The organism is Brevibacterium sp. MGP-B1 (genome assembly GCF_057766545.1).
Genome location: NZ_CM173407.1, coordinates 4,030,177 through 4,053,606, shown reverse-complemented (window position 1 = coordinate 4,053,606; position 23,430 = coordinate 4,030,177). Strand labels below are relative to the sequence as shown.

The 23,430-nt window shown below is 65.7% G+C and carries 19 protein-coding genes; 9 read left to right on the top strand and 10 right to left on the bottom strand.

Annotation, left to right across the window (positions count from 1 at the left end):
- Positions 1–60: 60 nt before the first annotated feature.
- Positions 61–1,371 (bottom strand): isocitrate lyase, encoded by a 1,311-nt coding sequence (gene aceA, locus AC3CD9_RS18400; protein WP_488365442.1) that lies wholly within the window; start codon positions 1,369–1,371, stop codon positions 61–63.
- A gap of 181 nt (positions 1,372–1,552) precedes the next feature.
- On the opposite strand from aceA, the gene AC3CD9_RS18395 reads away from it, so the two are divergent.
- Positions 1,553–3,004, top strand: a complete 1,452-nt coding sequence (locus tag AC3CD9_RS18395) for a helix-turn-helix domain-containing protein (protein WP_488365441.1) — start codon at positions 1,553–1,555, stop codon at positions 3,002–3,004.
- Between the two features lie 91 nt (positions 3,005–3,095).
- Here AC3CD9_RS18395 and AC3CD9_RS18390 read toward each other — a convergent pair whose 3' ends face one another.
- The 3 genes from AC3CD9_RS18390 to AC3CD9_RS18380 form a co-directional block, all read right to left on the bottom strand.
- Positions 3,096–4,391 carry an alpha/beta hydrolase gene (locus AC3CD9_RS18390; protein WP_488365439.1) on the bottom strand — a complete coding sequence of 432 codons (1,296 nt, stop codon included), beginning with the start codon at positions 4,389–4,391 and terminating at the stop codon, positions 3,096–3,098.
- Positions 4,388–5,413 (bottom strand): ABC transporter substrate-binding protein, encoded by a 1,026-nt coding sequence (locus AC3CD9_RS18385; protein WP_488367581.1) that lies wholly within the window; start codon positions 5,411–5,413, stop codon positions 4,388–4,390. Before AC3CD9_RS18385 ends, AC3CD9_RS18390 begins: the two co-directional genes overlap by 4 nt.
- Before the next feature lie 123 nt (positions 5,414–5,536).
- Entirely contained in the window at positions 5,537–7,192 is a 1,656-nt protein-coding gene (locus tag AC3CD9_RS18380) for an FAD-dependent oxidoreductase (protein ID WP_488365438.1), read from the bottom strand.
- 37 nt (positions 7,193–7,229) lie between these two features.
- Here AC3CD9_RS18380 and AC3CD9_RS18375 point away from each other — a divergent pair, with 37 nt between their 5' ends.
- Positions 7,230–8,555 carry a site-specific DNA-methyltransferase gene (locus AC3CD9_RS18375; protein WP_488365437.1) on the top strand — a complete coding sequence of 442 codons (1,326 nt, stop codon included), beginning with the start codon at positions 7,230–7,232 and terminating at the stop codon, positions 8,553–8,555.
- 155 nt (positions 8,556–8,710) lie between these two features.
- Here AC3CD9_RS18375 and AC3CD9_RS18370 read toward each other — a convergent pair whose 3' ends face one another.
- Positions 8,711–9,385 carry a TetR/AcrR family transcriptional regulator gene (locus tag AC3CD9_RS18370; protein WP_488365436.1) on the bottom strand — a complete coding sequence of 225 codons (675 nt, stop codon included), beginning with the start codon at positions 9,383–9,385 and terminating at the stop codon, positions 8,711–8,713.
- A gap of 43 nt (positions 9,386–9,428) precedes the next feature.
- Here AC3CD9_RS18370 and AC3CD9_RS18365 point away from each other — a divergent pair, with 43 nt between their 5' ends.
- The 3 genes from AC3CD9_RS18365 to AC3CD9_RS18355 all read left to right on the top strand — a co-directional run bounded on the left by AC3CD9_RS18365 (position 9,429) and on the right by AC3CD9_RS18355 (position 11,664).
- Positions 9,429–10,391: an ABC transporter ATP-binding protein gene (locus AC3CD9_RS18365; RefSeq protein WP_488365434.1), complete on the top strand. Its 963-nt coding sequence runs from the start codon at positions 9,429–9,431 to the stop codon at positions 10,389–10,391.
- A complete protein-coding gene (locus AC3CD9_RS18360) occupies positions 10,388–11,236 on the top strand; it encodes a hypothetical protein (RefSeq protein WP_488365433.1) in 849 nt (282 codons plus the stop codon). Before AC3CD9_RS18365 ends, AC3CD9_RS18360 begins: the two co-directional genes overlap by 4 nt.
- A 131-nt stretch (positions 11,237–11,367) precedes the next feature.
- Positions 11,368–11,664 carry an antibiotic biosynthesis monooxygenase family protein gene (locus AC3CD9_RS18355; RefSeq protein WP_181271269.1) on the top strand — a complete coding sequence of 99 codons (297 nt, stop codon included), beginning with the start codon at positions 11,368–11,370 and terminating at the stop codon, positions 11,662–11,664.
- Between the two features lie 45 nt (positions 11,665–11,709).
- Here AC3CD9_RS18355 and AC3CD9_RS18350 read toward each other — a convergent pair whose 3' ends face one another.
- Both AC3CD9_RS18350 and AC3CD9_RS18345 read right to left on the bottom strand, forming a co-directional pair.
- Complete coding sequence (locus tag AC3CD9_RS18350; protein WP_488365432.1) at positions 11,710–12,447, bottom strand: potassium channel family protein; 738 nt, start codon at positions 12,445–12,447, stop codon at positions 11,710–11,712.
- Positions 12,448–12,474: 27 nt separating this feature from the next.
- Positions 12,475–13,809, bottom strand: a complete 1,335-nt coding sequence (locus tag AC3CD9_RS18345) for a TrkH family potassium uptake protein (RefSeq protein WP_488365431.1) — start codon at positions 13,807–13,809, stop codon at positions 12,475–12,477.
- Positions 13,810–13,979: 170 nt separating this feature from the next.
- Between AC3CD9_RS18345 and AC3CD9_RS18340 the strand changes: the two genes are divergently transcribed.
- Positions 13,980–15,440, top strand: coding sequence for an APC family permease (locus AC3CD9_RS18340; protein WP_488365430.1), 1,461 nt, complete (start codon positions 13,980–13,982; stop codon positions 15,438–15,440).
- A 355-nt stretch (positions 15,441–15,795) separates the two neighbouring features.
- Here the strand turns inward: AC3CD9_RS18340 and AC3CD9_RS18335 are convergent, their stop codons facing one another.
- Positions 15,796–17,079 (bottom strand): glycine cleavage T C-terminal barrel domain-containing protein, encoded by a 1,284-nt coding sequence (locus AC3CD9_RS18335; protein WP_488365429.1) that lies wholly within the window; start codon positions 17,077–17,079, stop codon positions 15,796–15,798.
- 164 nt (positions 17,080–17,243) lie between these two features.
- Here AC3CD9_RS18335 and AC3CD9_RS18330 point away from each other — a divergent pair, with 164 nt between their 5' ends.
- Positions 17,244–18,104 carry a methylenetetrahydrofolate reductase gene (locus AC3CD9_RS18330; protein ID WP_488365428.1) on the top strand — a complete coding sequence of 287 codons (861 nt, stop codon included), beginning with the start codon at positions 17,244–17,246 and terminating at the stop codon, positions 18,102–18,104.
- A 125-nt stretch (positions 18,105–18,229) separates the two neighbouring features.
- On the opposite strand, the gene AC3CD9_RS18325 is transcribed toward AC3CD9_RS18330, so the two are convergent.
- On the bottom strand, positions 18,230–18,979 hold the full coding sequence (locus AC3CD9_RS18325; protein WP_139906728.1) for an IclR family transcriptional regulator: 750 nt from the start codon (positions 18,977–18,979) through the stop codon (positions 18,230–18,232).
- A gap of 118 nt (positions 18,980–19,097) precedes the next feature.
- On the opposite strand from AC3CD9_RS18325, the gene AC3CD9_RS18320 reads away from it, so the two are divergent.
- Positions 19,098–19,874 (top strand): IclR family transcriptional regulator, encoded by a 777-nt coding sequence (locus AC3CD9_RS18320; protein ID WP_488365427.1) that lies wholly within the window; start codon positions 19,098–19,100, stop codon positions 19,872–19,874.
- A 109-nt stretch (positions 19,875–19,983) separates the two neighbouring features.
- Here AC3CD9_RS18320 and AC3CD9_RS18315 read toward each other — a convergent pair whose 3' ends face one another.
- Positions 19,984–20,577, bottom strand: coding sequence for a short chain dehydrogenase (locus AC3CD9_RS18315; RefSeq protein WP_488365425.1), 594 nt, complete (start codon positions 20,575–20,577; stop codon positions 19,984–19,986).
- A gap of 337 nt (positions 20,578–20,914) precedes the next feature.
- Here AC3CD9_RS18315 and AC3CD9_RS18310 point away from each other — a divergent pair, with 337 nt between their 5' ends.
- Complete coding sequence (locus AC3CD9_RS18310; RefSeq protein ID WP_488365424.1) at positions 20,915–23,428, top strand: GcvT family protein; 2,514 nt, start codon at positions 20,915–20,917, stop codon at positions 23,426–23,428.
- Positions 23,429–23,430: the final 2 nt, after the last annotated feature.

The window sequence follows — 23,430 nt, the reverse complement described above, 5'->3', positions numbered from 1 at the left end:
CGCCCCGGGCTCTCGGAGGGTTCATCCCCGCTGATCAGCGGGGTGTGAACCCGGTGCGGCTCAGTGGAACTGAGCGGTTTCGGTGGAGTCGGCCAGTGCGGTGGTCGAGGACTCCGGGTTGACCGCAGTCGAAACCAGGTCGAAGTATCCGGTGCCGACCTCGCGCTGGTGGCGGGTCGCGGTGTATCCGCGTTCTTCGGCTGCGAACTCGCGTTCCTGCAGGTCGACGTATGCCTTCATCTGTTCGCGGGCGTAGCCGTGAGCCAGATCGAACATCGAGTAGTTGAGAGCGTGGAAGCCGGCCAGTGTGATGAACTGGAACTTGTAGCCCATGGCTCCGAGCTCGCGCTGGAACTTCGCGATGGTCGCATCGTCGAGGTGCTTGCGCCAGTTGAACGACGGCGAGCAATTGTACGACAGCATCTGGTCCGGGTACTCGGCGTGGATCGCCTCGGCGAACTTCTTCGCAGCTTCGAGGTCGGGAGTCGAGGTCTCCATCCACAGCAGATCCGCGTACGGAGCGTAGGACAGTCCGCGGGCGATGCCGGCTTCGAGTCCGTTCGTGATCTTGTAGAAGCCTTCGGCGGTGCGCTCACCGGTGACGAACTGCTGGTCGCGCTCGTCGATGTCCGAGGTCATCAGCGTGGCTGCCTCGGCGTCGGTGCGGGCGATGACGAGGCTGGGCACGTTCTCGACGTCGGCCGCGAGGCGGGCGGCGTTGAGGGTGCGGATGTGCTGCGAGGTCGGAACGAGGACCTTGCCGCCGAGGTGACCGCACTTCTTCTCGGATCCGAGCTGATCCTCGAAGTGCACACCGGCTGCGCCGGCAGCGATCATCGAGCGCATGAGCTCGTAGACGTTGATCGTGCCGCCGAAGCCTGCTTCCGCGTCAGCGACGATCGGAGCGAACCAGTCATCGACCTGCTTGTTGCCTTCCGAGGTCTCGATCTGGTCGGCGCGCATCAGAGCGTTGTTGATGCGGCGGACGACCTGCGGCACCGAGTTGGCCGGGTAGATCGACTGGTCGGGGTAGGTCTGGCCGGCGGCGTTCGCGTCGGCGGCGACCTGCCAACCGGAGAGGTAGATGGCGTTGAGGCCGGCCTTGACCTGCTCGACTGCCTGGTTGCCGGTCAGCGCACCGAGGGCGTTGACGTAGTCACCGGAGTGGATGTCGCCGGCGGTGATCTGGTTCCAGAGGCGCTCGGCTCCGTGACGGGCCAGCGTGTGCTCCTCGATCAGCGAACCGCGCAGTTTGACGACATCCTCGGGCTCGTAGTCGCGAGCGATTCCCGACCAGCGGGCGTTGGTCGCCCAGTCGCGGCGGATGGCTTCAGCATCGTGCAAGCTGTTCTGCGTGGTGTTCTCAGTCATTGTCCTTCTCTTTCTCGATCTCTCGGGGTTGTTGATGTATCCAGTCTGCGGGGGCAGCAAGGGCTCTCGCACTGATTTTTTGGATGAATAATCTCGATATTTCCGGTTTCAGAAATTTCGCGGTTCTGTCATACTGTTTTTCACCCATGTGAACCAGCACACAGAAACCGAGGGAGGCGCCTTGAACAGCGTTGGAGCGGAAGTTGAGAGCGAAGAGCAGCAGACCGACCCGCTCAGCATCGGCAGAAGAATCCGCTTTTTTCGCAAGAAGCGCGGTTTGACCCTCAACGAGCTGGGGCAGGAAGTGGGGCGCGCAGCCTCGCAGATCTCGACGATCGAGAACGGCAAGCGAGAAACTTCTGTCATGCTCCTGGCCGCGATTGCGAAGGCGCTGAAGACGGATGTCTCCGAGCTCATCGACCCCGCTCCGATCGACGAACGACAGGCCCTCGAGCTCGAGGCCGAACGCAATCAGGCCTCCCCCATGTACTCCGCTCTCGGCCTGCCGCAGGTGCGGATCAAGTCGCTGCCGGCCGATGCCCTCGAGGCGATCGTGGGGCTTCAACGCCAGCTCGGCGAGGCCCTGGAACGGCGTGCGGCCACCCCGGAGGAGGCCAGGCGGGCCAACCGGGAGCTGCGGGATCGGATGAAGGAGAAGAACAACTACTTCGCCGACCTCGAGGCCACTGCCGCTGAGCTGCTCGACCTCGTCGGCTACGAATCCGGAACGGTGTCACAGCGGCAGACGGCACTCATCGCCGAGAAGCTCGGCTTCAGCCTCCACTACGTCTCCGACCTGCCCGAATCGACCCGGTCGATCTCGGACACCGCGAACAAGCGGCTGTATCTGCCCAACGCCGACGCTGCGTTCGATCCGCGGTCCCACCTGCTCATGAGCCTGGCTCCGCATGTGCTCGGCTATGACTCCCCGAAGGACTTCCACGAATTCCTCCAGCAGCGCGTCGAGGCGAACTATCTGGCGGCCGCGATCCTGCTGCCCGAGTCGGCGGCCGTACCGATGCTCGAGGAGGAGAAGAAAAAGCGGGTGCTCTCCGTCGAGCATCTGCGCGATATGTTCGGCGTCGGCTACGAGATGGCCGCCCACCGGTTCACGAACCTCGCCACCGAGCACCTCGGGCTGCCCGTGCACTTCATGAAGGTCCACAATTCCGGCACGATCCACAAGGCGTACTCGAACGACGGGCTGCCGTTCCCCACCGATCCGCTCGGCGCGATCGAGGGACAGTTCGCGTGCAAACGCTTCACATCGCGCACCGTCTTCCGCGTCGCCGACCGCTTCAGCCCCTACTACCAGTACACCGATACCCCGCACGGATCGTTCTGGTGCACCGCACGCGTGCTGCCCGGCGGCGACTTCGCCATCAGCGTCGGCGTCCCGTTCTCCCACGTCCGCTGGTTCGAAGGACGGGAGTCACCGATCCGCTCGCAGTCCGGATGCCCGGACCCGTCCTGCTGCCGACAAGCCCCGGATGACCTGGCCGAGAAATGGGAGGATCAGGCGCTGCCGTCGGCCCGCATGCACGCCTCCCTGCTCGCCGCGGTCCCGCCCGGTGCGGTGCCCGGCGTCGACGACACCGAGGTCTACGAGTTCCTCGAACGCCATTCCGACTGATCGACGGCTCCGATCGACGGCGCAGAAGACCCTCGCCGAGGCGGCTCCCCCACTTCGGGTGCTCCCCGACCGCCGCTGACTGGCGTTCGGGTCATTCCGCCAGGACTTCGGCCAGGCGGATGAGCATGAGTTCGCGCCACCACAGATACTCGTGCCCGCCCACGAACGGTCGGGGCACGAAGTCGATGCCGCGAGCAGCGAACTCCTCGGTCGCCTCGGCGACAGAGTCCGCAATGACAGTCTCGAGGATCCCGTGGTCGACACTGAACGTCGGATGTGCGGCGGTCGCCGGCCGGGTTTCCACCGTCCGAGACTCCGGCGCCCCTGCGCGTCCGCCCGCCTCACCGTCCGCTCGGCTCGGCGCGAGATCCCAGATCCTGCGCCCCTGATCGTCGGATTCCCAGAACGACGGCGAAAGGCAGATCCCGCGGAATGCTTCCGGGTGCCGCAGGGAGAAGTACGCCGCGGCCAGTCCGCCGTAGGAGGCGCCCGCGACGATCGTGCGGGCCGAGACCTCCGGCGCCGTCTGACGAACGAGTGCGAGCACGTCGTCGCAGAACCGAGAATTCATCACGAGGTCGTCGGCGCGCTGGCCGACGGCCGCGTTCTCGTCGGGGCCGTCGGCCCCGACGGGTGCATGGTCGATGGCGATGACCGCTGACGGAGGAGACACAAGCTCGTCGATCGCTGCGAGCAGTCCCCCGCGGATGAACCTCTCCCCGTCGAAGACGACGAGCACCGGCGCCGAGGCGGGACCTCGCTGCGGTCGGTGGGTCCAGATCCGCCTCGGCGCGGAACCGAGGGTGATGACCTGTTCGTCGACGTCGGGCCGACCTTCGCCTGCCCCGCTGCGGGAGTCGGTCGCCGGCCGGTCCCCACCGGTCCAGATCAGGGGCCGGGCATCGGGTGCGGCGAGCTCGAGGACCTGTTTCCTGCGCATGTCCGTGTTCGTGAGCAGATCATGGTCACCGGCGGGGACGAACCCCCGTTCGAGGACATCGAGCCAGGTCGGACGGTCGGCAACTTGGAGTCCTCGTGGCACGGGCAGGAAGCGAAGCGCCCCGCGATACCCTCGCGGAACCGGCAGCTCGATCGAATACCTCGTCGCGTCGGCACCGTCGGCACCGTCGGCACTGTCGCCGCCCTCGTCCCGGGCAGGGCGCCGGGTCATGATCCCGCCGGGCACATTCCGTCGGCCGGTGACTCCGTTGAGGTCGACGAAGATCTCCTGCTCGTCTCCGGGAGCCGCCTCGGCGGGGATGGCTGTGGCCGGAAGTTCCACCTGCAGCCTCCAGCTCTCGTCCGGGCCGATCTCTGTCCAGGTGCACAGGGCAGAGGCCGAACCGGTCTGCTCCGCCGACGAATTGATCGCGCTGGTCCCGGTCATGATCCGACCGCCGCCGTGTCGAGCTTCTCTGCGATGGGGCCGACGATCTCGGGCAGCGCGAGCGCGGAGACGGAGCGCAGCCCGCGCCATTCCTCATCGGTCGGCTGGTAGAAGTGGCCGCCTTCAACGGCTGGCAGGCTCGAGAACGTGGGGACTCCGTCGTACTTCTTCCGCAACTCCGGATCGGGGAAGTAACCGACGAGGATATCGCTCTGCAGGACGTCGAGCTTCTCCAGGGACAGGCTGTCGGGGACCGACCCGTCGGCCATCTTGTCAGCCACGGGGTCGAGCGTCAGCCCGAGTTCGCTGAAGAATTGGACGGTGGCCGAGTCCCGATCGGTCAGCACTCCCACCTCGTCGGGGCTGTGGAAGAGCGCGACGAGGAAGGACCTGTCGGTGAGGTCCGGGTGGTCCTTTGCCGCATCGTCGATCGCTGTCTGCGCCGCTTCGATCGCTTCCTCCCCTTCGTCTTTCGCATCGAGAACGGTCGAGACCCGCTCGGCCTGTGACTGCCAGCTGTCGGGGGTATTCTCCTCGGCCGTGCCCAGGGTCGGCGCGATCTCGCTGAGCTGGTCGTGTGTTTCCTTGCCGATGATGGTCCCGGTCGCCAGGATCAGATCGGGCTCCCACGCCGCGATGTCCTCGAAGGGGATCGTGTCTTCGGTCGACCAGTGGAAGAACTCCGGATCGTCGCCGCCGAGCTCATCGATCGTCTCCTCCGCCCACGGCATCACGGGCTCGACCGGAGCTTCGGTCATCGCCACGGGGACCACACCTACGGAAAGAGCAGCGTCCGCATCGGAGACGGAGAGAGCGACCACGCGTTCGGCCTTCCCGATGTCAACGGAGCCGAAGGCGTCGTCGACGCTGCCTGCACGCGCCCGTTCTGCATCGGTCCCGTCAGCGGAGCCTCCCCCGCACCCGGTGAGCGCGAGGGCGAACGCGAAGGTCAGGGCCGGCAATCGGCGCCGGCGGACCGGCATCGTCGGGGTGGAGGCGGGTCGAATCGCGGGCACGGGCATCGTCACTTTCGCTCATAGTTTGGTTAGCCTAAGCTAAATTACCATAGGAGCTGTCTGCGTCCCAGAGCGGCGGTGCAGGTCAGCTGGGAACGTCAGCGCGGCACGGTCCGCGGCGGGGCGATCTCAGCGGGCCGCGTTCTCGAAGGCCCGATCGACGATCGTTTCGGCAATCGCCAGCGCCGAGGTGGCCGCCCACTTCGGCACGGACCTGACCACGGTCAGCCTGCCGCGCCTGGTCATGGTGAGTTCGTCGATGAGTTCGCCTTCGGCCGTCATCGCCTGAGCTCGGACACCGCGGGCCCCGGGCGCCACGTCGTTCTGGTCGAGCTCGGGAACGAAGCGGCGGATTCCGTCGACGAAAGCGGTCCTGCTCACCAGGGGTTTGACTCCGCGGGCCGCTGTCTTCGCAGTCTGTGCGGCGAACTTCCAGAACCCCTTGGACCGGGCGGTCGATGTGATGTCGGCGAGGTCGAATCCGTGCCGATCGTAGGCTTCACGGCCGAGGGCGACGAAGGTGTTCGGTCCGAGGATGAGTCCGTCGTCGAGTCCCCGGACAATCGAGGTTTCGGCGAACGGGGCCTGCGGGTCGGGAACGGACCCGATGATGCCGCGGACCACCTCGGTGTCGGTAGCGGGGATCCGGTAGAAGTCGCTGGTGAAGGGCACGATCCTCGGTTCGGCGTCGAGTCCCGCAGCGACCGCGAGGCGATCGGTTTGGAGACCGGCGCAGACGATGACGATGTCGAATGTGCCGAGCACTTCCTCGGCTGGTGCCTCGCTGCGCGACCTGCCGCGGGGAGCGTCACCGGCGCGCGAGTCGGTGTCGCCGATGCGTGAGCCGTCGCGGTTCGCCCACGCGTCGGAGACCTTCTGCGTCCACTCGCCGAGCGTCGATTCGGCCTGCTTGAACCAGTCCTGCTGTCCGAAACGGTCGCGCAGCTCGTCTGCAATGCCGATGACGGGTTCGCGGCTCTCTTCTCCGCGATATGTCCGCGGACGGTCATGGACCTGATCGTCGCGTTGGTCGCGGTCGTGGGCCTGGTCGTTGCGGCTGTCACGGTCATGGACCTGGTCGTCGCGACTGTCACGGTCGTCGACGGCGCCTTCGCGCGAGCCGCCCTGTTCGCCGGCCGTGTTCGCACCGCGGTCGTCTACGTCTGACTCTGCGGCTGCGGTCCCATCCCCCGCCGGCGAGTCTTCTGCCGGAACCGGGCGCCCACGCAGTCGGACTTCGTTGCTCATGGTGTCGAATCCGGTGACCTCGGTGCCGAAGCGGAATGTCCCTCCGGCGGCGCGCACATCGGAGGCGAGCGCTGCGGTGAGCGCCGAGAAGTCGGCGATGGCCGCATGGGGTGAGAAGAGCCCGAGGACTCCTCTGACGGCCGGTTCGACGGCACCGATCTCGTGGCGCTCGAGCAGTCGCGCGCCGGGGATCTCATTGTCTTTGGCGCGGGCGAAGATCTCTTCGAGGCGTTCGGCCTCATCGGTGTTCTGAGCGATGAGCAGCTGCCCGCATTCCCGGTAGGGAACGCCGGCCTCAGCCATATAGGGGATGAGCAGCTCGAGGCCCCGCCGGGTGAGCTTTGCCTCCGCCGAGCCGGGTGTCTGATCGAGTCCGGAGTCGACGATTCCGGAGGTGTGGCCGCTCTGATGTGCAGCGACGGTCTCGGCTTTGTCGAAGACGGTGATCTCGGCGTCGGGGAACCTCGTGGTGACTTCGCGGGCGGCGGCGACACCGAGGATACCGGCACCGACCACGGCCACTCGTGAAATACTCATACAGCAATCTTGGCACCGTTCGGGATGAAGGAGAAGGATGACGACCGTCTTGGAGTGGACCGGCAAGGCCGCCGCCTTCGCCCTCGGTCGCCGCCTCATCGCCGATGCCGAACCCGGACGGGAGGGCCGCCTCGGTGATGGTCGTCCGCATCTGCGGGACGTCGACGGTACCGCCCACGTTCTCGATCCACACGAGAATCTGCTCGTCGTCGGGGACAATCTGCCCGCGCTGACCGCCCTGCTGGCCACGCACCGACGGCAGGTCAAGGTCGTCTACATCGATCCGCCGTACAACACGGGCAACGCGCACACCTACAAAGATCACGGGCACGATCACGCCAGCTGGCTGTCATTCATGACTCCTCGACTGCTGCTCGCACGTGAGCTCATGCGTGAGGACGGGGTCCTGTTCCTCCACCTCGACGACAAGGAGAGCGCGTGGGCTCAGCTGCTCGGGCACGAGATATTCGGTGAGGACAATTCGCTGGGCACGCTCATCCATCAGCGCGCGAAGGGCGGAGGCAATGCGCGCTCCTTCGTGCGCGGGCACGACTATGTGCACGTGTGGGCCCGCGATGCGAGCCGGGTCGGGCCGTTCCTCACAGAGAAGAAGTCACCGGCGAAGCTCGAGGTCATCGACGGCAGGCGGATGCTCGTGGAGACCGATGTGCTGCGCGCCGGCTTCGGCCGATATGCGCGCGGGTCCGAGCGGCGGCTGATGTACGAGGACATCGTCGCCGTCAAGGGTGAGGGGAAACTCGCCGAGGTGGATGCGAAGCTGGCATCGGGCGAGTACATCCTGCGACCCTGGGGCACAGAGGGCAAGCATGCGGTGGTGCGGGTGACCCCGGCGGAGAAGGCGAGTTCGAAGCTGTACTCGATCATCAAGGCGCTCGGTGGGCAGAACGATCTGGAGCCGCTGGGCCTGGCGGGCGTATTCAGCTATCCGAAGCCGGTCGAGCTGGTCAAGGCGCTCGTGGCCTCACAGACGTTCTTCGACTCCGATGCCATCGTCCTCGACTTCTTCGCCGGGTCCGGGACCACTGCGCAGGCCGTGATGGCCGCGAACGAACGGGATGAGGGGTCGCGGTCATTCGTGCTGGTCCAGACGCCGGAGCCGCTGCGGTCGAAGACGGCCCGGGCCGTGGTGACGGCAGCTGGTGGCGGAGCCGAGCGGACCGGCGGGGCCGGAGCAAACGGTCGGGCAGCAGAAGGCGCGGAAGGCACAGACGGTGCGGCCGCTGCCGGCGACGCCGAGTTCCCGACGATCAGCGAACTCACCGCCGAACGCATCCGTCGCGCCGCCGACTTCCACTCCCCCGGACTGATCTTCACCCAGCTCGAGGTCGTCGACGGCGAATAGCACCCGTCGCCGAAGACCGCCCCGTCGTACCTTCCGACTGAATTGCTGGGTCGATCCACGGTGTTTTCGACCTCCAGAACACCGTGGATCGACCCAACAATCGCCCCGGCAAACCCTCCGGCGGTGCGGCCCTGGACCATTCCCGGAATTTGAGGTCAGCGTGCGACCAGTGGTGCCAGTTCCGCTTCGAGGATCGCCTTCGCCGAGGCGGCGCTGCGCTCATCGAGCATGACCTCCTGAGCCAGCCCCTTGCCCAAGGCGATCATCCGCATCGCCCACGCAGCTGCAACCTCGCCACCGGCGCCACCGGTGCCGCCGGAGCCATCGGCGTCATCGATGCCATCAGTGCCGCCGGAGTCATCGGCGTCAGCAGCCCCATCGCCCCCGACGACCGCCCGATAGAGGCGGATTCCGAGCTCGAGAGTCGCACGATCGCTGGCACGGATGATGTCGGCGATCTGCTCGTCCATCACCGCCCGGGCGACGTAGGTGTACCACACGGATGCGCCGATGCGCATCGCCTCACCAGCGGGAATGAATGCGAAACAGAACTCACGGAGCGCACTCACCGCTTCGGCGAAACCGGGGCCGGACGACGCATCGGCACCTTCCGGATCTGCCGCCTCGGCGCTGTCGACGATCTGTCGGCACCCCTCGAGGATGAGCTCACTGCGCGAGGGGAAGTAGTGCTGCACGCGACCGATGGAGATTCCGGCCGCCTCGGCGACGGAACGGAACGACACCCCGTCGATCCCTTTGAGATAGATGACCTGCCACAGGGCATGGACGATCTCGGTGCGGCGCTGGGCATGGTCGACGATCTTCGGCATCCTCCCACTTTACAATACGTTCAACTTGCATCATTATTGCAGTATGAATGTATTGCCATCGGTCGATGAAGGCATCTCGGTCCGCGGTCTGACGAAGAGCTACGGCGGACACCGCGTCGTCGACGATCTCAGCTTCGACGTCGCACCTGGCCAGGTGACGGGGTTCCTCGGTCCCAACGGCGCGGGCAAATCAACGACGCTGCAGATGATCCTCGGCCTCACCTCACCGGACTCCGGCAGCGCAGCCGTCCACGGCCGCCCCCTGCCCGAGCACACGGAACCCGCACGCATCGCCGGGGCGTTCCTCGGCGCAGAACACATGCTGCCGGGGCTCACCGCGGGAGGACATCTCGACTGGATCACCGCGGCGACGGGAACCGCACCCGCCCGGATCGACGAGATGCTCGACCTCGTCGACCTCACCCGCGCTCGTTCCCGCCGCGTCTCACAGCTGTCACTGGGCATGCGTCAGCGGCTCGGCATCGCCGCCGCCCTCCTCACCGACCCCGAGGTGCTCATCCTCGACGAACCGCTCAACGGGCTCGACCCCGCCGGAATCACGTGGCTGCGATCACTCCTCACGGATTTCGCGAGCACAGGCAAAGCGGTGCTTCTGTCGAGCCATCTGCTGCGGGAGATGGAGCTCATCGCCCATCACGTCATCATCATCCGCGACGGCGCACTCATTGCAGACCGTCCCCTCGACGAGCTGCGGGGGGAACCCTCAAGCCGGGTGCAGGTGCAAGGGACGAACCTCGCACCGCTGCTCGATCACCTGCGGGCCGAGGGCATCTCGGTCGACCCCGACGGATCGGGCACTCACGCCACGATCGCCGGACTCGAGCCCGGCGAGATCTTCAGGCTCTGTGTTCGCCTCGGAGTCGAACTCACGGGACTCGCGACCGACGAGCGCGGCCTCGAAGACACGTTCCTCGGTCTCACGGACTCCGGCGACGATCGGCGCAGACACACACTTCGACATCCGATACAGGGAGCGACGGCATGACCACGACACCACCGACCATCCCGGTCCCTCCGCGAGCATCGGCCGCACCGATCACCGCTCGACCCAGCTGGATACGCGCCGAATGGGTGAAGTTCCGTGACCTGCGACGGTCGCGTCAGCTGCTCATCATCACCCTCATCGCGGGCGCGGTCTCGGCCGTGCTGCTCGTGCTCACCATTCCCGCCACCCGCGGTGCCCCGCTGTCGGAGACGAGCACCGAGGATGTGCTCTCGGCCAGCGTCCTCGGCGTCGATGCAGCCGCGGCCGTGCTCGTCGTCCTCGCGGCATGGTTCGCCGGGGTCGAGTTCCGCACCGGCGCGATCACCGAGACCCTGCTGCGCGCCCGCAGACGATCAGGCATCGTCGCAGCGAAGGCCGTCGTCATCGGCGCGGCCTCCACGGTCGCCGCCATCGCCACGGCCGTAGCCGTCACGATCAGCGGCGCCCTCCTCGCGGCCACGCTCGCCGGGGCCGACTGGTCGGAGGTCCTTGCCGTAGCTGTCGGCTCAGGGCATCTGCGACTGGCCTTCGGCAGCACCCTTCTGCCCGTCATCTATTCACTTCTCGCCGTCTTCGGTGCGGTCGTCTTCCGCTCGGTCACCGGCGGAGTTCTCACCCCGTTGACCCTGCTGGTCGGGTCCATGCTCGCCGGCTGGCTGCCGGACGCTCTCGCGTCCGTCCTCCGACCGCTCCTCCCCTTGGGCGCCGTGCACAACATCAGCGGGGTCGCCGAGGCGGGAGGGACCGAGTACATCGGTGCCCTCCCGGCCCTCCTCGTCCTCGTTGCCTGGGTGGTAGGCGGAGCAGTTCTGGCGACGTGGCGGCTGCGCAGACAGGACTTCTGAAGCAGATTCCGAGACCAGCCCTGAGATCGGATCTGAGACTCTGCGGGCGAACAATCGGACTCTTCAGACAGCGCTCGGGTCAACGACGTAGGGTCGAGGTGACTCCGCTGCCAACCCGAAAAGGAGCAATCATGTCAGTCGTCGCCATCAACGCCCTCACCGTCCCCGAACCCGCTCGGGCGGAACTCGAAAAGCGGTTCGCGCAGCGCAAGCATTCTGTCGATGGGGCGCCCGGTTTCGAAGGCTTCCAGCTGCTGCGCCCGGTGGCCGGCGGGGACCAGTACTTCGTCTACACCCAGTGGGCGACGAAGGAGGACTTCGAGAACTGGAAGGCCAACCGGACGTCCTCCCACGAATCGACAGGCAAGGCTCCGGTCTCCGAGCAGGCGAACCTCCTCGAGTTCGAGGTCGTCGACCTCGGCGAGTGACGGTGGCCAGCCCAACCGCGGCAACACGGCCCCAAGGACGTCGACCTATGCGTCGGCGTCCTTGTCCAATTCACTGAACGCTTCGACCTTCTTCGGGCTGCCGGCCACGAGGATCTCGTCATCGGCGTAGAGGGTGACATCCCGATCGGCGATGTCCCAGCGGGTGCCGCCGCGGCGCTTGAACGCGACAATCGTGACGTCGTACCTCGTGCGCAGCCCCAGCGAGGCCAAGGGCACGTCGGTCGTGCGCACCGGCGGAGTGGTCCGCGCCAGGACGAAGTCCTCGTCGATGGGCAGGAAGTCCGAGATATGCCCCCTGATCAGGTGGGCCAGACGCCTGCCCATGTCGTTCTCGGGGCTGATGACGTTGCCGATGCCCAGCTGATGGAGGATCTCGGCGTGGGTTTCGCTGATCGCCTTTGCCCAGATGTGCCGATTGCCGAGCTTGAGGATCCGCGAGGCCACGAGGATGCTCGCTTCGAGGTCGCTGCCGATGGCGATCACGACGCGGGAGACCTCGTCGATGCCCAACTGTCGCAGCACCACCTCGTCGGTGGCATCGGCGCGGGAGGCATGGGCGAGGACGTCGGCGAACTCGGCCACGACGGACTCGTCACGGTCGACGCCGATGACCTCGACCCCGTGTTCGGCGAGTTCCCGCGCCAGGGACCCGCCGAAGCGGCCGAGCCCGATCACGGCCACCGCTCCGTCCTTCGCCAGCGGCGAGGGATCGCCGGTGAAGAACGACGCGGACCGCGCCATCCAGTTCTTCTTCTCGTTCATGGTCTTGTCCTTTCTGGGCCGGCGATCTCAGCCGATCAGCGGCCGTTCCTTCGGCAGTTCGTAGCGGATGAGGCGCTCGCGCAGGGCCAGGCCGGATGCCACGGTCACCGGTCCCAGCCTGCCGAGCGCCATGGTGAGGATGAGGACGATCTGGCTGGGCGCGGACAGGTCCGCGGTGATCCCGGTCGACAGACCGACCGTGCCGAATCCGGAGATGACCTCGAAGAGGACCCGGCTGAGGCCGAATCTCGGGTCACAGAGCAGGATGACCATCGTCGCCAGCAGCACCCAGCCGAGCGCGAGGACGATGACCGTCGTCGCCTGTCTGTGCACATCACGGGAGATGCGGCGACCGAACAGGGTCACGGATCGTCCGCCGCTGATCTCCGTCCACGTCGTCGCCGCGAGCACCGCCATCGTCGTGATCTTCACCCCGCCTGCCGTGCCAGCCGGTCCGCCGCCGATGAACATGAGGACGTCCATCCCGAACCAGGTCACCGTGTGCATCTGGCTGATGTCGATCGAGTTGAACCCGGCCGTGCGCGTGATCGTCGATTGGAAGGTCGCCGCTTGGATCTTCCCCCACGCGTCGAGGTGGCCCATCGTCGCCGCATTGTTCCACTCGATGACGGCGATGAAGACGGTGCCGCCGATGAGCAGAACCGGGGTCAGCACGACCATGATCCGCGTGGTCAGACCCCACTTCAGCGGGGTTCGGTACCGCCGGACGAGTTCGATGAGGACGGGATAGCCGAGCCCGCCGAGGATGACCGCCAGTCCGATCGGACCGCAGATGAAGGGGTCGGCCGCGTAGTCGACGAGGTTGTCCTGACGGAGCCCGAATCCGGCATTGTTGAACGCCGAGATCGCATGGAAGATCGCATCCCAGATCGCGGCCGTGACGGGTTCGTCGTAGTGGAGGAAGAATCGGAGGAACAGCGCCGAGGCGACCACGAGTTCCGTGCCGAAGGTCAGCGCCGTGATGCGCAGGACGAGCGGCTTGACGCCGCCGATCGCGTCGCTCTTCGTCTCCGAGGCCACGGATTGGCGGAGCCTGAGTCCGGCCTTTCCGGCCAGCAGCAGGGCGAGCAGTGCGGTGAGCAGGAGCACGCCGAGACCGCCGGCCTGGATGAGGCAGATGATGACGATCTGACCGAAGAGCGTGAAGTCCTGACCGGTGTCGAGGACGACCAGTCCGGTGACGCTGAGCGCCGAGGTGGCCGTGAAGAGGGCTTTGAGCAGTGAGATGCCGCCGTCGGCGACGGTGGCCGCCGGGGTCATGAGCAGAGTGGTTCCGGTGACCAATGCTGCCATGTAGCCCGCGATGACGCGGACGATCGCTGAGCGATGTGAGCTGTGCACCTGACGAAATGTAGCACCACTGGCCCCGAGTGGACCGGGGCGCAGACAACTCACCGGTAACGGTCAGAATCCTGTTAATCTGCCTTATCGGAACTGCCGTGATTCGGCTTCTGCCCGCGGCACGGCCCAGCACGTGTTCGCCCAACCACAGAGAAGTGTCGAGGAATCTCATGAGTCAATCTGAAACCCAGACCGTCACCGGAGATCGAGGCCACGGCTTCGTCCGAGCTCTCGGCACGGTCGACGCACTCTTCATCGGATTTGGTGCCATGATCGGCTTCGGCTGGGTCGTCCTCACCGGGGAGTGGCTCAATGGTGCAGGCACGCTCGGCGCCATCATCGCCTTCGCCGTCGGCGGCATCATCATGTGCTTCGTCGGCACCGTGTACTCGGAGATGGTGGCAGCGATGCCGCATGCCGGCGGGGAGCACAACTATCTCATCCGGGCAATGGGCCCCCGCGTCTCGCTGTTCGGATCGTGGGCGATCACCGGCGGCTACATCAGCGTCGTCATGTTCGAGGCGGTATCGGTACCGAAGACCGCCGTCTACCTGTTCCCGAACCTCGAGCAGATCAAGCTCTGGAACGTCGCCGGCTTCGACGTGTACCTCACCTGGGCACTCGTCGGCACGATCACCGCCATCATCATCGCCTTCGTCAACATCCGCGGAGTCAAGGTCGCTTCGATGGTCCAGACCTTCGTCGTGTGGTTCCTCATCATCGTCGGTCTCATGCTGCTCACCGGCGGGTTCGTCGGTGGCAGCCTCGAGAACACCGAACCGCTGTTCACCGGCGGCGGTGCCGGATTCATCGGCGTCATGGCGGTCGTGCCGTTCCTCTTCGTCGGCTTCGACGTCATCCCACAGTCCGCCGAGGAGGTCAAGCTGCCACCGGCGAAGATCGGCAAGCTCGTCGTCCTCTCCGTCATCATGGCCATCGTCTTCTACATCATCATCATCGGCACCACCTCGATGGCGATGCCCGCCGACGAGCTGGGCACTCATGACCTCGTCACAGCAGACGCGCTGTCGATCATGTTCGACTCGGACATCTGGGGCAAGATCGTCATCGCTGGTGGACTCGCGGGCATCATCACGTCGTGGAACGCCTTCCTCATGGGTTCGTCCCGTCTCATGTGGGCGATGGCCGCGGCCGGAATGATCCCGAAGTGGTTCGGCAAGCTCCACCCGAAGTACCGCACTCCGTCGAATGCCATCATCTTCATCGGCATCCTCTCAGCGATCGCTCCCTTCTTCGGCACTGCGGCGCTCGGCTGGATCGTCGACGCGGGTTCGCCCGCCATCGTCATCGCCTACTTCCTCGTCAGCGTCGGCTTCCTCGTCCTGCGCAAGCGCGAACCGGACATGGAGCGCCCGCTGCGCATCGGCGGAGATCGCAACGGCGGAGTGGTCATCGGCGTGATCTCATCGGTGCTCACGTTCATCCTCTTCATCCTCTACATTCCGATCACCCCGGTCTCCGCGCAGCTGGCATGGCAGTCGTGGGTCGGCTTCGCGGTGTGGCTGCTCGTCGGCATCTGGTTCATGATCAAGCTGCCCACCGGCATCAAGGCCGGCCCCAATGCGGAGAACGAACTCCTCGCGAAGGTCAAGACCCTCCGCGGAAAGTGATCGCGGCGCGGGACGCGCAGCGGGTTCACGCGCCCCTCACCGTGAGTGGCACACCGCACCGTTAGTCGCAATCCGCACCGGTACTGGCACCCCTTACCTTCAGCGACATATCACCCCTCTGCACCGGGGTGGTTTGTCGCTGCGGGTGAGGGGTGCATTGCTACCTGTAGGAGAAGCCACTCCGGGTGAGGGAGGCCGGCATTGCCAACGGGAGGATTCGGCACCAACGGTGCGTGATGCCGCTGCTCTGCGCCGACTATCGTGCCCGAATATCCGGGCGCATCCGGACATGCGAACGCGGCCGCCGGCTTTGCGCAACGGCGACCGCGCTCGGCCTCGGGGAGCGGGAGTCGGCTCAGACTGCGGCGTCGAGGCCGCGCATCTTCAGACGCTCACGCTGGTTGGGATTCACGCTCGGACGGAACGGCATCTCGACCACCTCGGCGCGAACCGGGACTCCGGGATCATCTGCGAACGGCTCCGGCAGATGCACCCAGTATTCGGTGCCGAGCTCGGTTGCCGACACCGGCACATGGGCCATCGCGATATTCGCTTCGAGCTCCGGCGAGTACCACGGCGAGGTCACGTACCCGACCGCCTCACCGTCAGCGGCAGCGGAGACGAGCCAGAAGTCCGGCGCATAGTCCGTGATCGGTTTGCCGCCGACCAGCAGACCCACCAGCTGCGTGCGATACGGCGGAGTTCCGGCCTCGATCAGCCCGCGCACCTCCTCGAGTCTGGACTTGCCGATATAGTCGGCCTCCTTCTTCCGAGGCACCTGGTACGACAGGTTGACCTGGAACGGGAGCGTTTCGAAGTCCATGTCCTGCCCCCACGAGAGGATGCCGGCGGCGATCCTGCGGTGGTGGCTGGGGGCGACGACCTTGATGTTGTACGGCTCGCCGGCTTCCAGGACGGCGTTCCACATATCCTCGGCGTACTTCGTCGCATCCTTGAGATAGATCTCGTAGCCCTTCTCTCCGGTGAATCCGGTCTGGGAGATGATGACGTCGCGGCCGCCGACCCGAGCTTCCATGAGTCCGTAGCTCGGCAGCGTGCGTCCCTCCTCCCCGACGAGGTCGGCGATGACGTCGACGGACTTCGGGCCCTGGACCTGTACGGGTGCGACGTCGATCTCGCTGATCGTGACGTCGAACCGGCCGCCGACGTTGACTCCCTGCAGCCAGAGCATGAGGTCGGTGTCGGAGAGGCTGAACCAGAATTCGTCGATGCCGACCCGCAGCAGGATCGGATCGTTGAGGATGCCGCCGGCTTCGTTGCACAGGATGACGTAGCGGGCGCGCATCACCGGGATCTTCGTCGCGTCACGGGTGATGACGAAGTTGACGAACGCCTCGGCGTCGGGGCCCTTGACCTGGATCTGCCGTTCGACGGCGACGTTCCACAGGGTCACATCGTTGACGAGGGGCTGGTACTCGGCCATCATCCCGCCCTCGTCGCGGGGAATGTAGCCGCGCGGGTGATACATCCGGTTGTAGATCGACGCCCGCCAACAGCCCTGCTGCATGGACAGCTCCCAATAGGGCGACTTACGGACGCGGGTGTCGATGAGCATTTCCACCGGGGTGGGGCCGGATTGACGAAGGTTGATCGGGACTTCTCTGTCGCTTTGGTCCACTGACGGGACATTGTTGTCCATGGTGTTCCCCCTGCTTGCACAGTTTTATATTATGGAACTTGATTCCCATATCATGGGTATAATGAGTGTAGGATCGGACACACCGGGACGCAAGGGACTCGAACTCCGAGTTTCATGAATCGACCTCCGAGAAGGAGACGAGGATGTCACAGTCAACGCTGCGCACGCTCCTGACCACCGCCCGCTACGAGGTTCTGCCCACGGCCGGAATCGTCGAACGCATCGAAGAGTACGTGGCGCCCGGCCGCGAGATCACGGTGACTGCGTCGACGGGGCTGACCCTCGAGGCGACGCTGTCCACGGCAGCACAGCTCCAGGCCCTGGGCTTCCGCGCCGTGCCCCACCTCGCGGCGCGGATGATCCATGGCAGACCCGAGCTCACAGAGATCGTCGATCGCCTCGCCGAGGCGGCTGTGGACCGGATCTTCGTCCCCGCGGGGGACGCCACTCCCCCGGCCGGCGGGTACGCCGGTGCGCACGACCTCCTCGTCGATCTCTCATCTATGGCCGCACCGTTCCAACACATCGGCGTCAGCGCCTATCCGGAATCGCACCCGATCATCCCCGATGATGTGACGATCCAGGCGATGTGGGACAAACGTGACTACGCCACACACCTGGTCTCGAACCTGTGCTTCGACCCGTCCGTCATCGCGTCCTGGGTGCCCAGGGTTCGCGCACGGGGCGTCGAACTGCCGCTGGTCCTCGGCATTGCCGGGAAGGTGGAGCTGGCGAAGCTCGCCCGGGTCGCGACGAAGATCGGGGTGGGAGAATCCACGCGGTTCCTGCGGAAGAACACGGCGACGTTCACGCGGTTGGCCAAGCCCGGCGGATACAACCCGCGGAAGTTCCTCGACAAGATCGGCCCGGTCCTCGACGACCGGGACATGGGCGTAGCCGGTCTGCACATCTATACGTTCAATCAGATCAAGGACACCGAGGTCTGGCGCCGCAAGCAGCTCGCGGCCCTCGGCGGTGCCGAAGAGGTCTCGAATCTGACGTGAGCGGACCGAGTCGCCTTCGTCCAGCAGAGTTCAGGTCACCATCGGACACGGCCACACGAATCCAGGTCACCATCGGATACTTTCAGCGCCGAAAAGTATCGGATAGCGACCTATTTTCGGCTCGTCTACCGGTGGGTGACCTTGCGTCTGAGGCTGCGCGAGAGCAGCCCCGCCTCATCGACGAGCAGCGCACCGAGACGATCGTGGTGTTCGGCGATACGCATCGTCGGCCCGGAGATTCCCACGGCTGCGACGACGTCTCCGTCGATGCCGAATACCGGTGCGGCCAGAGCGTCGAGGCCGATCTCGAACTCTTCGTGGACGATGGCGAATCCGCGCTTGCGCACCGTGTCGAGGTCGTCTGTGAGCTCCTTGCGTGAGCCCAAGGTCTTCTCGGTGCGCCGCTCGAGCCTGCCGGTCGGCAGCGGGATGACGTCGTAGGCGAACATGACCTTGCCGAGAGCCGAGCAGTGCGGCGGCACCTCGACATCGGCCCAGTTCGTGGCGCCGAGGACGAACGTCGAATCGACCTGAGCAACCTGGACGACTCCTTTGGGTCCCGGCATGGCGAGGTTGACGGTCTCACCGGTCTCCTCACTGAGTCGCTGCAGGGTCGGATCGGCCGCGGCGACGAGGTTCTCCACCCGGTCGAAGCGGGAAGCATAGGTCGCGAACAGCGATCCGCCGCGGTAGAGGCCGTCACCGTCGCGTTCGACCAGTCCGTTGCGTTCGAGGGCGGAGAGCAGGCGCGAGACCGTCGACCGAGCCAATGCGGTCTCTTCGACCACCTCGGTGTAGGAGATCGGGTCGTCGGACCTCACGACCAACGACAGAATCTCTGCCGCCCGGTCGATCGACTGGGTCCCATTGCTCATCGTGCTCAGCTCCGTCGGGGAAAGGGGGTCGGCGGAATCGAGGCCCACCGACCGCACTCACCCTACCCCACGCCCTCAGACTCTGGCCGGGTTGCGCGTCGTGAGTTACAGTTTCGAAATGAGCAACAAAGATGCGGGCTCGGGCGGCGTCCAATCCGTGGATCGGGCCGTGACGATCCTCGAGATCATCGCCCGCACGGGGCTCGCCGGAATCACCGAGATCGCCGGTGAACTCGGCGTGCACAAGTCGACGGCTTCGCGCATCGTCTCCACTCTCGAAGCCCGCGGACTCGTCGAACAGGACCATCACCGCGGCAGATATCGCCTGGGCTTGTCCATCCTCCGTCTCGCCGGAGCAACGACCGCGCGCCTCGACATCGTCCAGGAAGCCCGCCCGATCACCAAGATGCTCGCCGAGGCGACCGGCGAGACGATCAACGTCGCCGTCCTCTCCGACGGCGCCGCCCTTTACCTCGACCAAGCTTCGTCGACGTCCTCGGTGCAGAGCCACAACTGGGTCGGGCAGCGCATTCCGCTGCACGCAACCTCCAACGGCAAGGTCCTGCTCTCCGGCCTCAGCGAGGCAGGCATCCGGGAGACCCTGGGTGCGAAGCTGACTCGCTACACCCCGCACACCGTGACCTCGGTTCCGCAGCTGCTCACCCAGGTCGCCGAGGTGGCCGCCACCGGATTCTCGCTCGTCATCGATGAGCTCGAGGTCGGGTTAACTGCAGTGTCCGCTCCCGTCCGCAACGCCCACGGGGACGTCATCGCGTCGATCTCGGCATCGGGACCGAGCTTCCGCTTCACCGCGGACAAGGTCACCTCGGCCAGAGACCTGCTCACTCAGGCCGCCGCCGACATCTCCGCCCGCCTCGGGTGGCGCGAACACTGAACCACGCCACGTCGGTACCCCACGAATTCGGTACCCCACGAAATCGGCACGGGCGCGCTCTTGGGGTCCCGCCTCGGCGTGGGTGTGATCATCCTCCTCGGTGAGGTGGTCAGTCGAGAACGTACGTGGTGCCGGTGTCGATGCTCTCGACGGCGCGGCGGTAGAGATTGCCCACTGCCTCATCGGAGGCTGGAGGGAATCCGGGGAAGAAGTCGTGGAAGTGCGTGGCCGACTCCAGGACGGTGGGGCTGGCGACATTGATGCGGATGCCGCGCGGCATCTCACCGGCGGCGGCCATGACGAATGATTCGATGGCTCCGCTGGCCATCGCGGCCGCCGATCCGGTGGGGATCGCGGCGCGGGCCGTCACTCCGGTCGTCAGGGTGATCGATCCGCCGTCCCTGACATGGGGCAGGCCGATGCGCACCAGATCCAGCTGGGAGAGCGTCTTGCCGTAGAACCCCGATTCGAAGTCCTCCCTGGTCAGTTCGGTGACGGGTTTGAACGGAACGTGTCCGGCCGTGCACACGATGGCATCGACGTCACCGACCTCGTTCAGCAGCGCCTCAATCGTCGCAGGATCGTCGAGATCGACCGCCGGACTCGTGCTCCGTCCGACCTGAATGAGTTCGTGCCTGCCTTCGAGCGCTCGGGCGGCCGCGGTTCCGACGTGTCCTGTGGCTCCGATGATGAGTACCTTCATGGTGTCTCCCTCGTCTCGTTGGTGTGTTGGTCTGCTGCGAGCCTAGGCACAGTCGAAGGCGAAGAGAAATACCTGCGCGCGGATATTCATGCCTGGGACGTATGAAATCGTCTTCAGATTTTCCAAAGGGCTCTGGAGAATCGAGAGCTGGCCGCTCAGCCCTGACGCTGTCGTTCGACCACATCTTCCGACCGCGCAATGACCGCGCAGACGGCCTCTTGACACTCCCGCCTCGGCGGAGGACGATCATCGTACGCAGTTCCACATAGCGCGCATCGTTGCATAATTCGCAACTATGCCGGTGAAGGCGAAGATGCCTTCAGAGAGGAGCCTGCTTATGGCTTCCGTCCCCGCCCAGGCCAGCGTCGTCGTTGTCGGCGCCGGCATCGTCGGCAACAGTCTCGTTCATCATCTTGCCGAGCTCGGCTGGACCGATATCGTCCAGGTCGACAAGGGCCCGCTGCCGAACCCGGGCGGCTCGACCGGGCACGCCTCGAACTTCATCTTCCCCGTCGATCACTCGCGTGAGATCACCGACCTCACCCTCGACAGCATGCGCCAGTACAAGGAACTCGGGGTCTTCACCGAGTCCGGCGGCTTCGAGGTCGCCCGCACCGAAGAGCGCATGGAGGAGCTGCGGCGGCGCATGGCCTCGGCACGCGCGTGGGGCATCAAATCCTCCCTCGTCACCCCCGCCGAGGTCGCCGAGAAGGTGCCGTTCCTCGACCCCGAGGTCATCCTCGGCGCGTTCTGGACACCGACCGTCGGAGTCGTCGATTCGGTCCGAGCGGGCACGATGATGCGCGAATCCGCGGAAGCGAAAGGTGCGCTCACGGTCTCGCCCAACACCGAGGTGACCGGCATCGATGTCGAGAACGGCCAGATCGCCGCCGTGCACACGACGAAGGGCGAGATCGCGACGAACCGCATCCTCATCGCCTGCGGTGTCTGGTCCCCGCGGATCGCCGCCATGGCCGGTGCGGCCATCCCGCTGACTCCGGCGGTCCACCAGATGATCAGCGTCGGGCCCGTCCCGCAGCTGGCCGAACGTCCCGGCGAGATCTCGTTTCCGATCGTGCGGGACATGGACACCTTCTGCTACGAACGTCAGCACGGCTCGGACATGGAGATCGGCTCCTACGCCCACCGGCCGATCCTCCACGACCCCGATGAGATCCCCTCGATCGAGGCGGCGAAGCTCTCCCCCACGGAGATGCCGTTCACCGAGGATGACTTCGACCCGCAGCTCGAACAGGCCGTCGAACTCATGCCCGAGGTGCTATCGAATCCCGACGTCGAGATCCGCTACGCGATCAACGGACTGCTCTCGCTGACTCCGGACGGGGCGCCCATCCTCGGCGAATCACCCCAGGTGAAGGGCTTGTGGTCGGCGGCGGCCGTATGGGTGAAAGAAGGTCCTGGCGTCGGTCGGGCGGTGGCCGAATGGATGACGAACGGACTGCCTGAGATCGACGTGCAGGGTGCCGACATCGCTCGCTTCCATTCCCATCAGCGCACCCGTGCCCACGTCAGAGCCCGAACGTCTGAGGCATTCAACAAGACCTATGGAATCGTCCACCCCGGCGAGCAGTGGAGTTCCGACCGTGACGTCCGCCGCTCCCCGATGTGGCAGCGCGAGGCCGATCTCGGGGCCGTGTTCTTCGAAGCCGGCGGGTGGGAGCGGCCGCAGTGGTACGAGTCGAATGCCGGCCTGCTCGAAGAGTTCGGTGACGCAGTCATGGACCGCAGCGCCGAATGGGACTCCCGCTGGTGGTCCCCGATCATCAACGCCGAACACCTCGCCATGCGGCAGCGTGCCGGGCTCGTCGACCTCTCGAGCTTCGTCATCTTCGATGTGTTCGGTCCCGCAGCCCTCGACGCCGTCCAGCACATCGCCCTGGCTCAGATGGATGTCGCCATCGGTCGGGTCGTCTACACCCCGATCCTCGATGAGAACGGCGGGTTCCGTTCCGACCTGACGATCATGCGACTGGCGCACGACCGGTTCCGCGTCGTCACGGGTGCAGCCCACGGAATGGTCGATCTGAAATGGTTCGCCGACCGACTGCCAGATACGGGGGCGCAGATCGCCGATCTCACGAGTTCGTGGACGACGATCGGGTTGTGGGGACCGCGAGCCCGCGACATCCTCGGCGAGCTCACCAGCGCCGATGTCTCCCATGAGGCATTCAAGTTCGGCACCGCCCGGACGATTGAGATCGGTTCGCTCGAGGTGCTCGCCTCCCGCATCTCCTATGTCGGTGAGCTCGGTTGGGAGCTCTACGTGCCGATGGAATCGGGGCTGAAGCTCTGGGATGCGCTCATTGACGCCGGCCACGCGCACGGACTGCTCCCCGTCGGACTCGGCGTCTACGGCACCACGGGCCGGATCGAGAAGGGCTACCGCGCATTCGGGACTGAGCTCGATTCCGAACGCAGCGTCGTCGAGGTCGGGATGGCCCGACCGAAGGTGAAGTCCCAGGACTTCGTCGGCAGGGTCGCGCATCTGCGCCACCGCGAGGAGGAGCCGAATACGGTGCTGTGCTCGCTCACCGTCGACGATCACACGAGTGCCGACGGGGAGAAGCGGTACATGCTCGGTGGGGAACCCATCGTCTCCGCGGACGGCGATCCGCTGGTCGACGGGCACGGTCGCCACGCCTATGTCACCTCGGCGGGATCGGCCCCCAGCCTGGGCAAACACGTGCTCATGGCGTTCCTCCCACCCGCCGAGGCGGTGCTGGGCAACCGTCTGCAGGTCGTGTACATGGAGGAGTTCTATCCGGTGACGGTGGCATCGGTCGATTCGACGCCGCTGTTCGACCCTGACAACGAGTGCATCCGGAGGTAGCC

What these genes read in the sequence shown, in the direction of transcription:
- AC3CD9_RS18315 (WP_488365425.1), bottom strand. Translation starts at nt 20,577, where the DNA reads ATGAAGGTACTCATCATCGGAGCCACAGGACACGTCGGAACCGCGGCC.
- AC3CD9_RS18365 (WP_488365434.1), top strand. Translation starts at nt 9,429, where the DNA reads ATGAATGTATTGCCATCGGTCGATGAAGGCATCTCGGTCCGCGGTCTG.
- AC3CD9_RS18385 (WP_488367581.1), bottom strand. Translation starts at nt 5,413, where the DNA reads ATGCCCGTGCCCGCGATTCGACCCGCCTCCACCCCGACGATGCCGGTC.
- AC3CD9_RS18380 (WP_488365438.1), bottom strand. Translation starts at nt 7,192, where the DNA reads ATGAGTATTTCACGAGTGGCCGTGGTCGGTGCCGGTATCCTCGGTGTC.
- AC3CD9_RS18375 (WP_488365437.1), top strand. Translation starts at nt 7,230, where the DNA reads ATGACGACCGTCTTGGAGTGGACCGGCAAGGCCGCCGCCTTCGCCCTC.
- aceA (WP_488365442.1), bottom strand. Translation starts at nt 1,371, where the DNA reads ATGACTGAGAACACCACGCAGAACAGCTTGCACGATGCTGAAGCCATC.
- AC3CD9_RS18370 (WP_488365436.1), bottom strand. Translation starts at nt 9,385, where the DNA reads ATGCCGAAGATCGTCGACCATGCCCAGCGCCGCACCGAGATCGTCCAT.
- AC3CD9_RS18360 (WP_488365433.1), top strand. Translation starts at nt 10,388, where the DNA reads ATGACCACGACACCACCGACCATCCCGGTCCCTCCGCGAGCATCGGCC.
- AC3CD9_RS18390 (WP_488365439.1), bottom strand. Translation starts at nt 4,391, where the DNA reads ATGACCGGGACCAGCGCGATCAATTCGTCGGCGGAGCAGACCGGTTCG.
- AC3CD9_RS18325 (WP_139906728.1), bottom strand. Translation starts at nt 18,979, where the DNA reads ATGAGCAATGGGACCCAGTCGATCGACCGGGCGGCAGAGATTCTGTCG.
- AC3CD9_RS18330 (WP_488365428.1), top strand. Translation starts at nt 17,244, where the DNA reads ATGTCACAGTCAACGCTGCGCACGCTCCTGACCACCGCCCGCTACGAG.
- AC3CD9_RS18310 (WP_488365424.1), top strand. Translation starts at nt 20,915, where the DNA reads ATGGCTTCCGTCCCCGCCCAGGCCAGCGTCGTCGTTGTCGGCGCCGGC.
- AC3CD9_RS18320 (WP_488365427.1), top strand. Translation starts at nt 19,098, where the DNA reads ATGAGCAACAAAGATGCGGGCTCGGGCGGCGTCCAATCCGTGGATCGG.
- AC3CD9_RS18350 (WP_488365432.1), bottom strand. Translation starts at nt 12,447, where the DNA reads ATGAACGAGAAGAAGAACTGGATGGCGCGGTCCGCGTCGTTCTTCACC.
- AC3CD9_RS18355 (WP_181271269.1), top strand. Translation starts at nt 11,368, where the DNA reads ATGTCAGTCGTCGCCATCAACGCCCTCACCGTCCCCGAACCCGCTCGG.
- AC3CD9_RS18340 (WP_488365430.1), top strand. Translation starts at nt 13,980, where the DNA reads ATGAGTCAATCTGAAACCCAGACCGTCACCGGAGATCGAGGCCACGGC.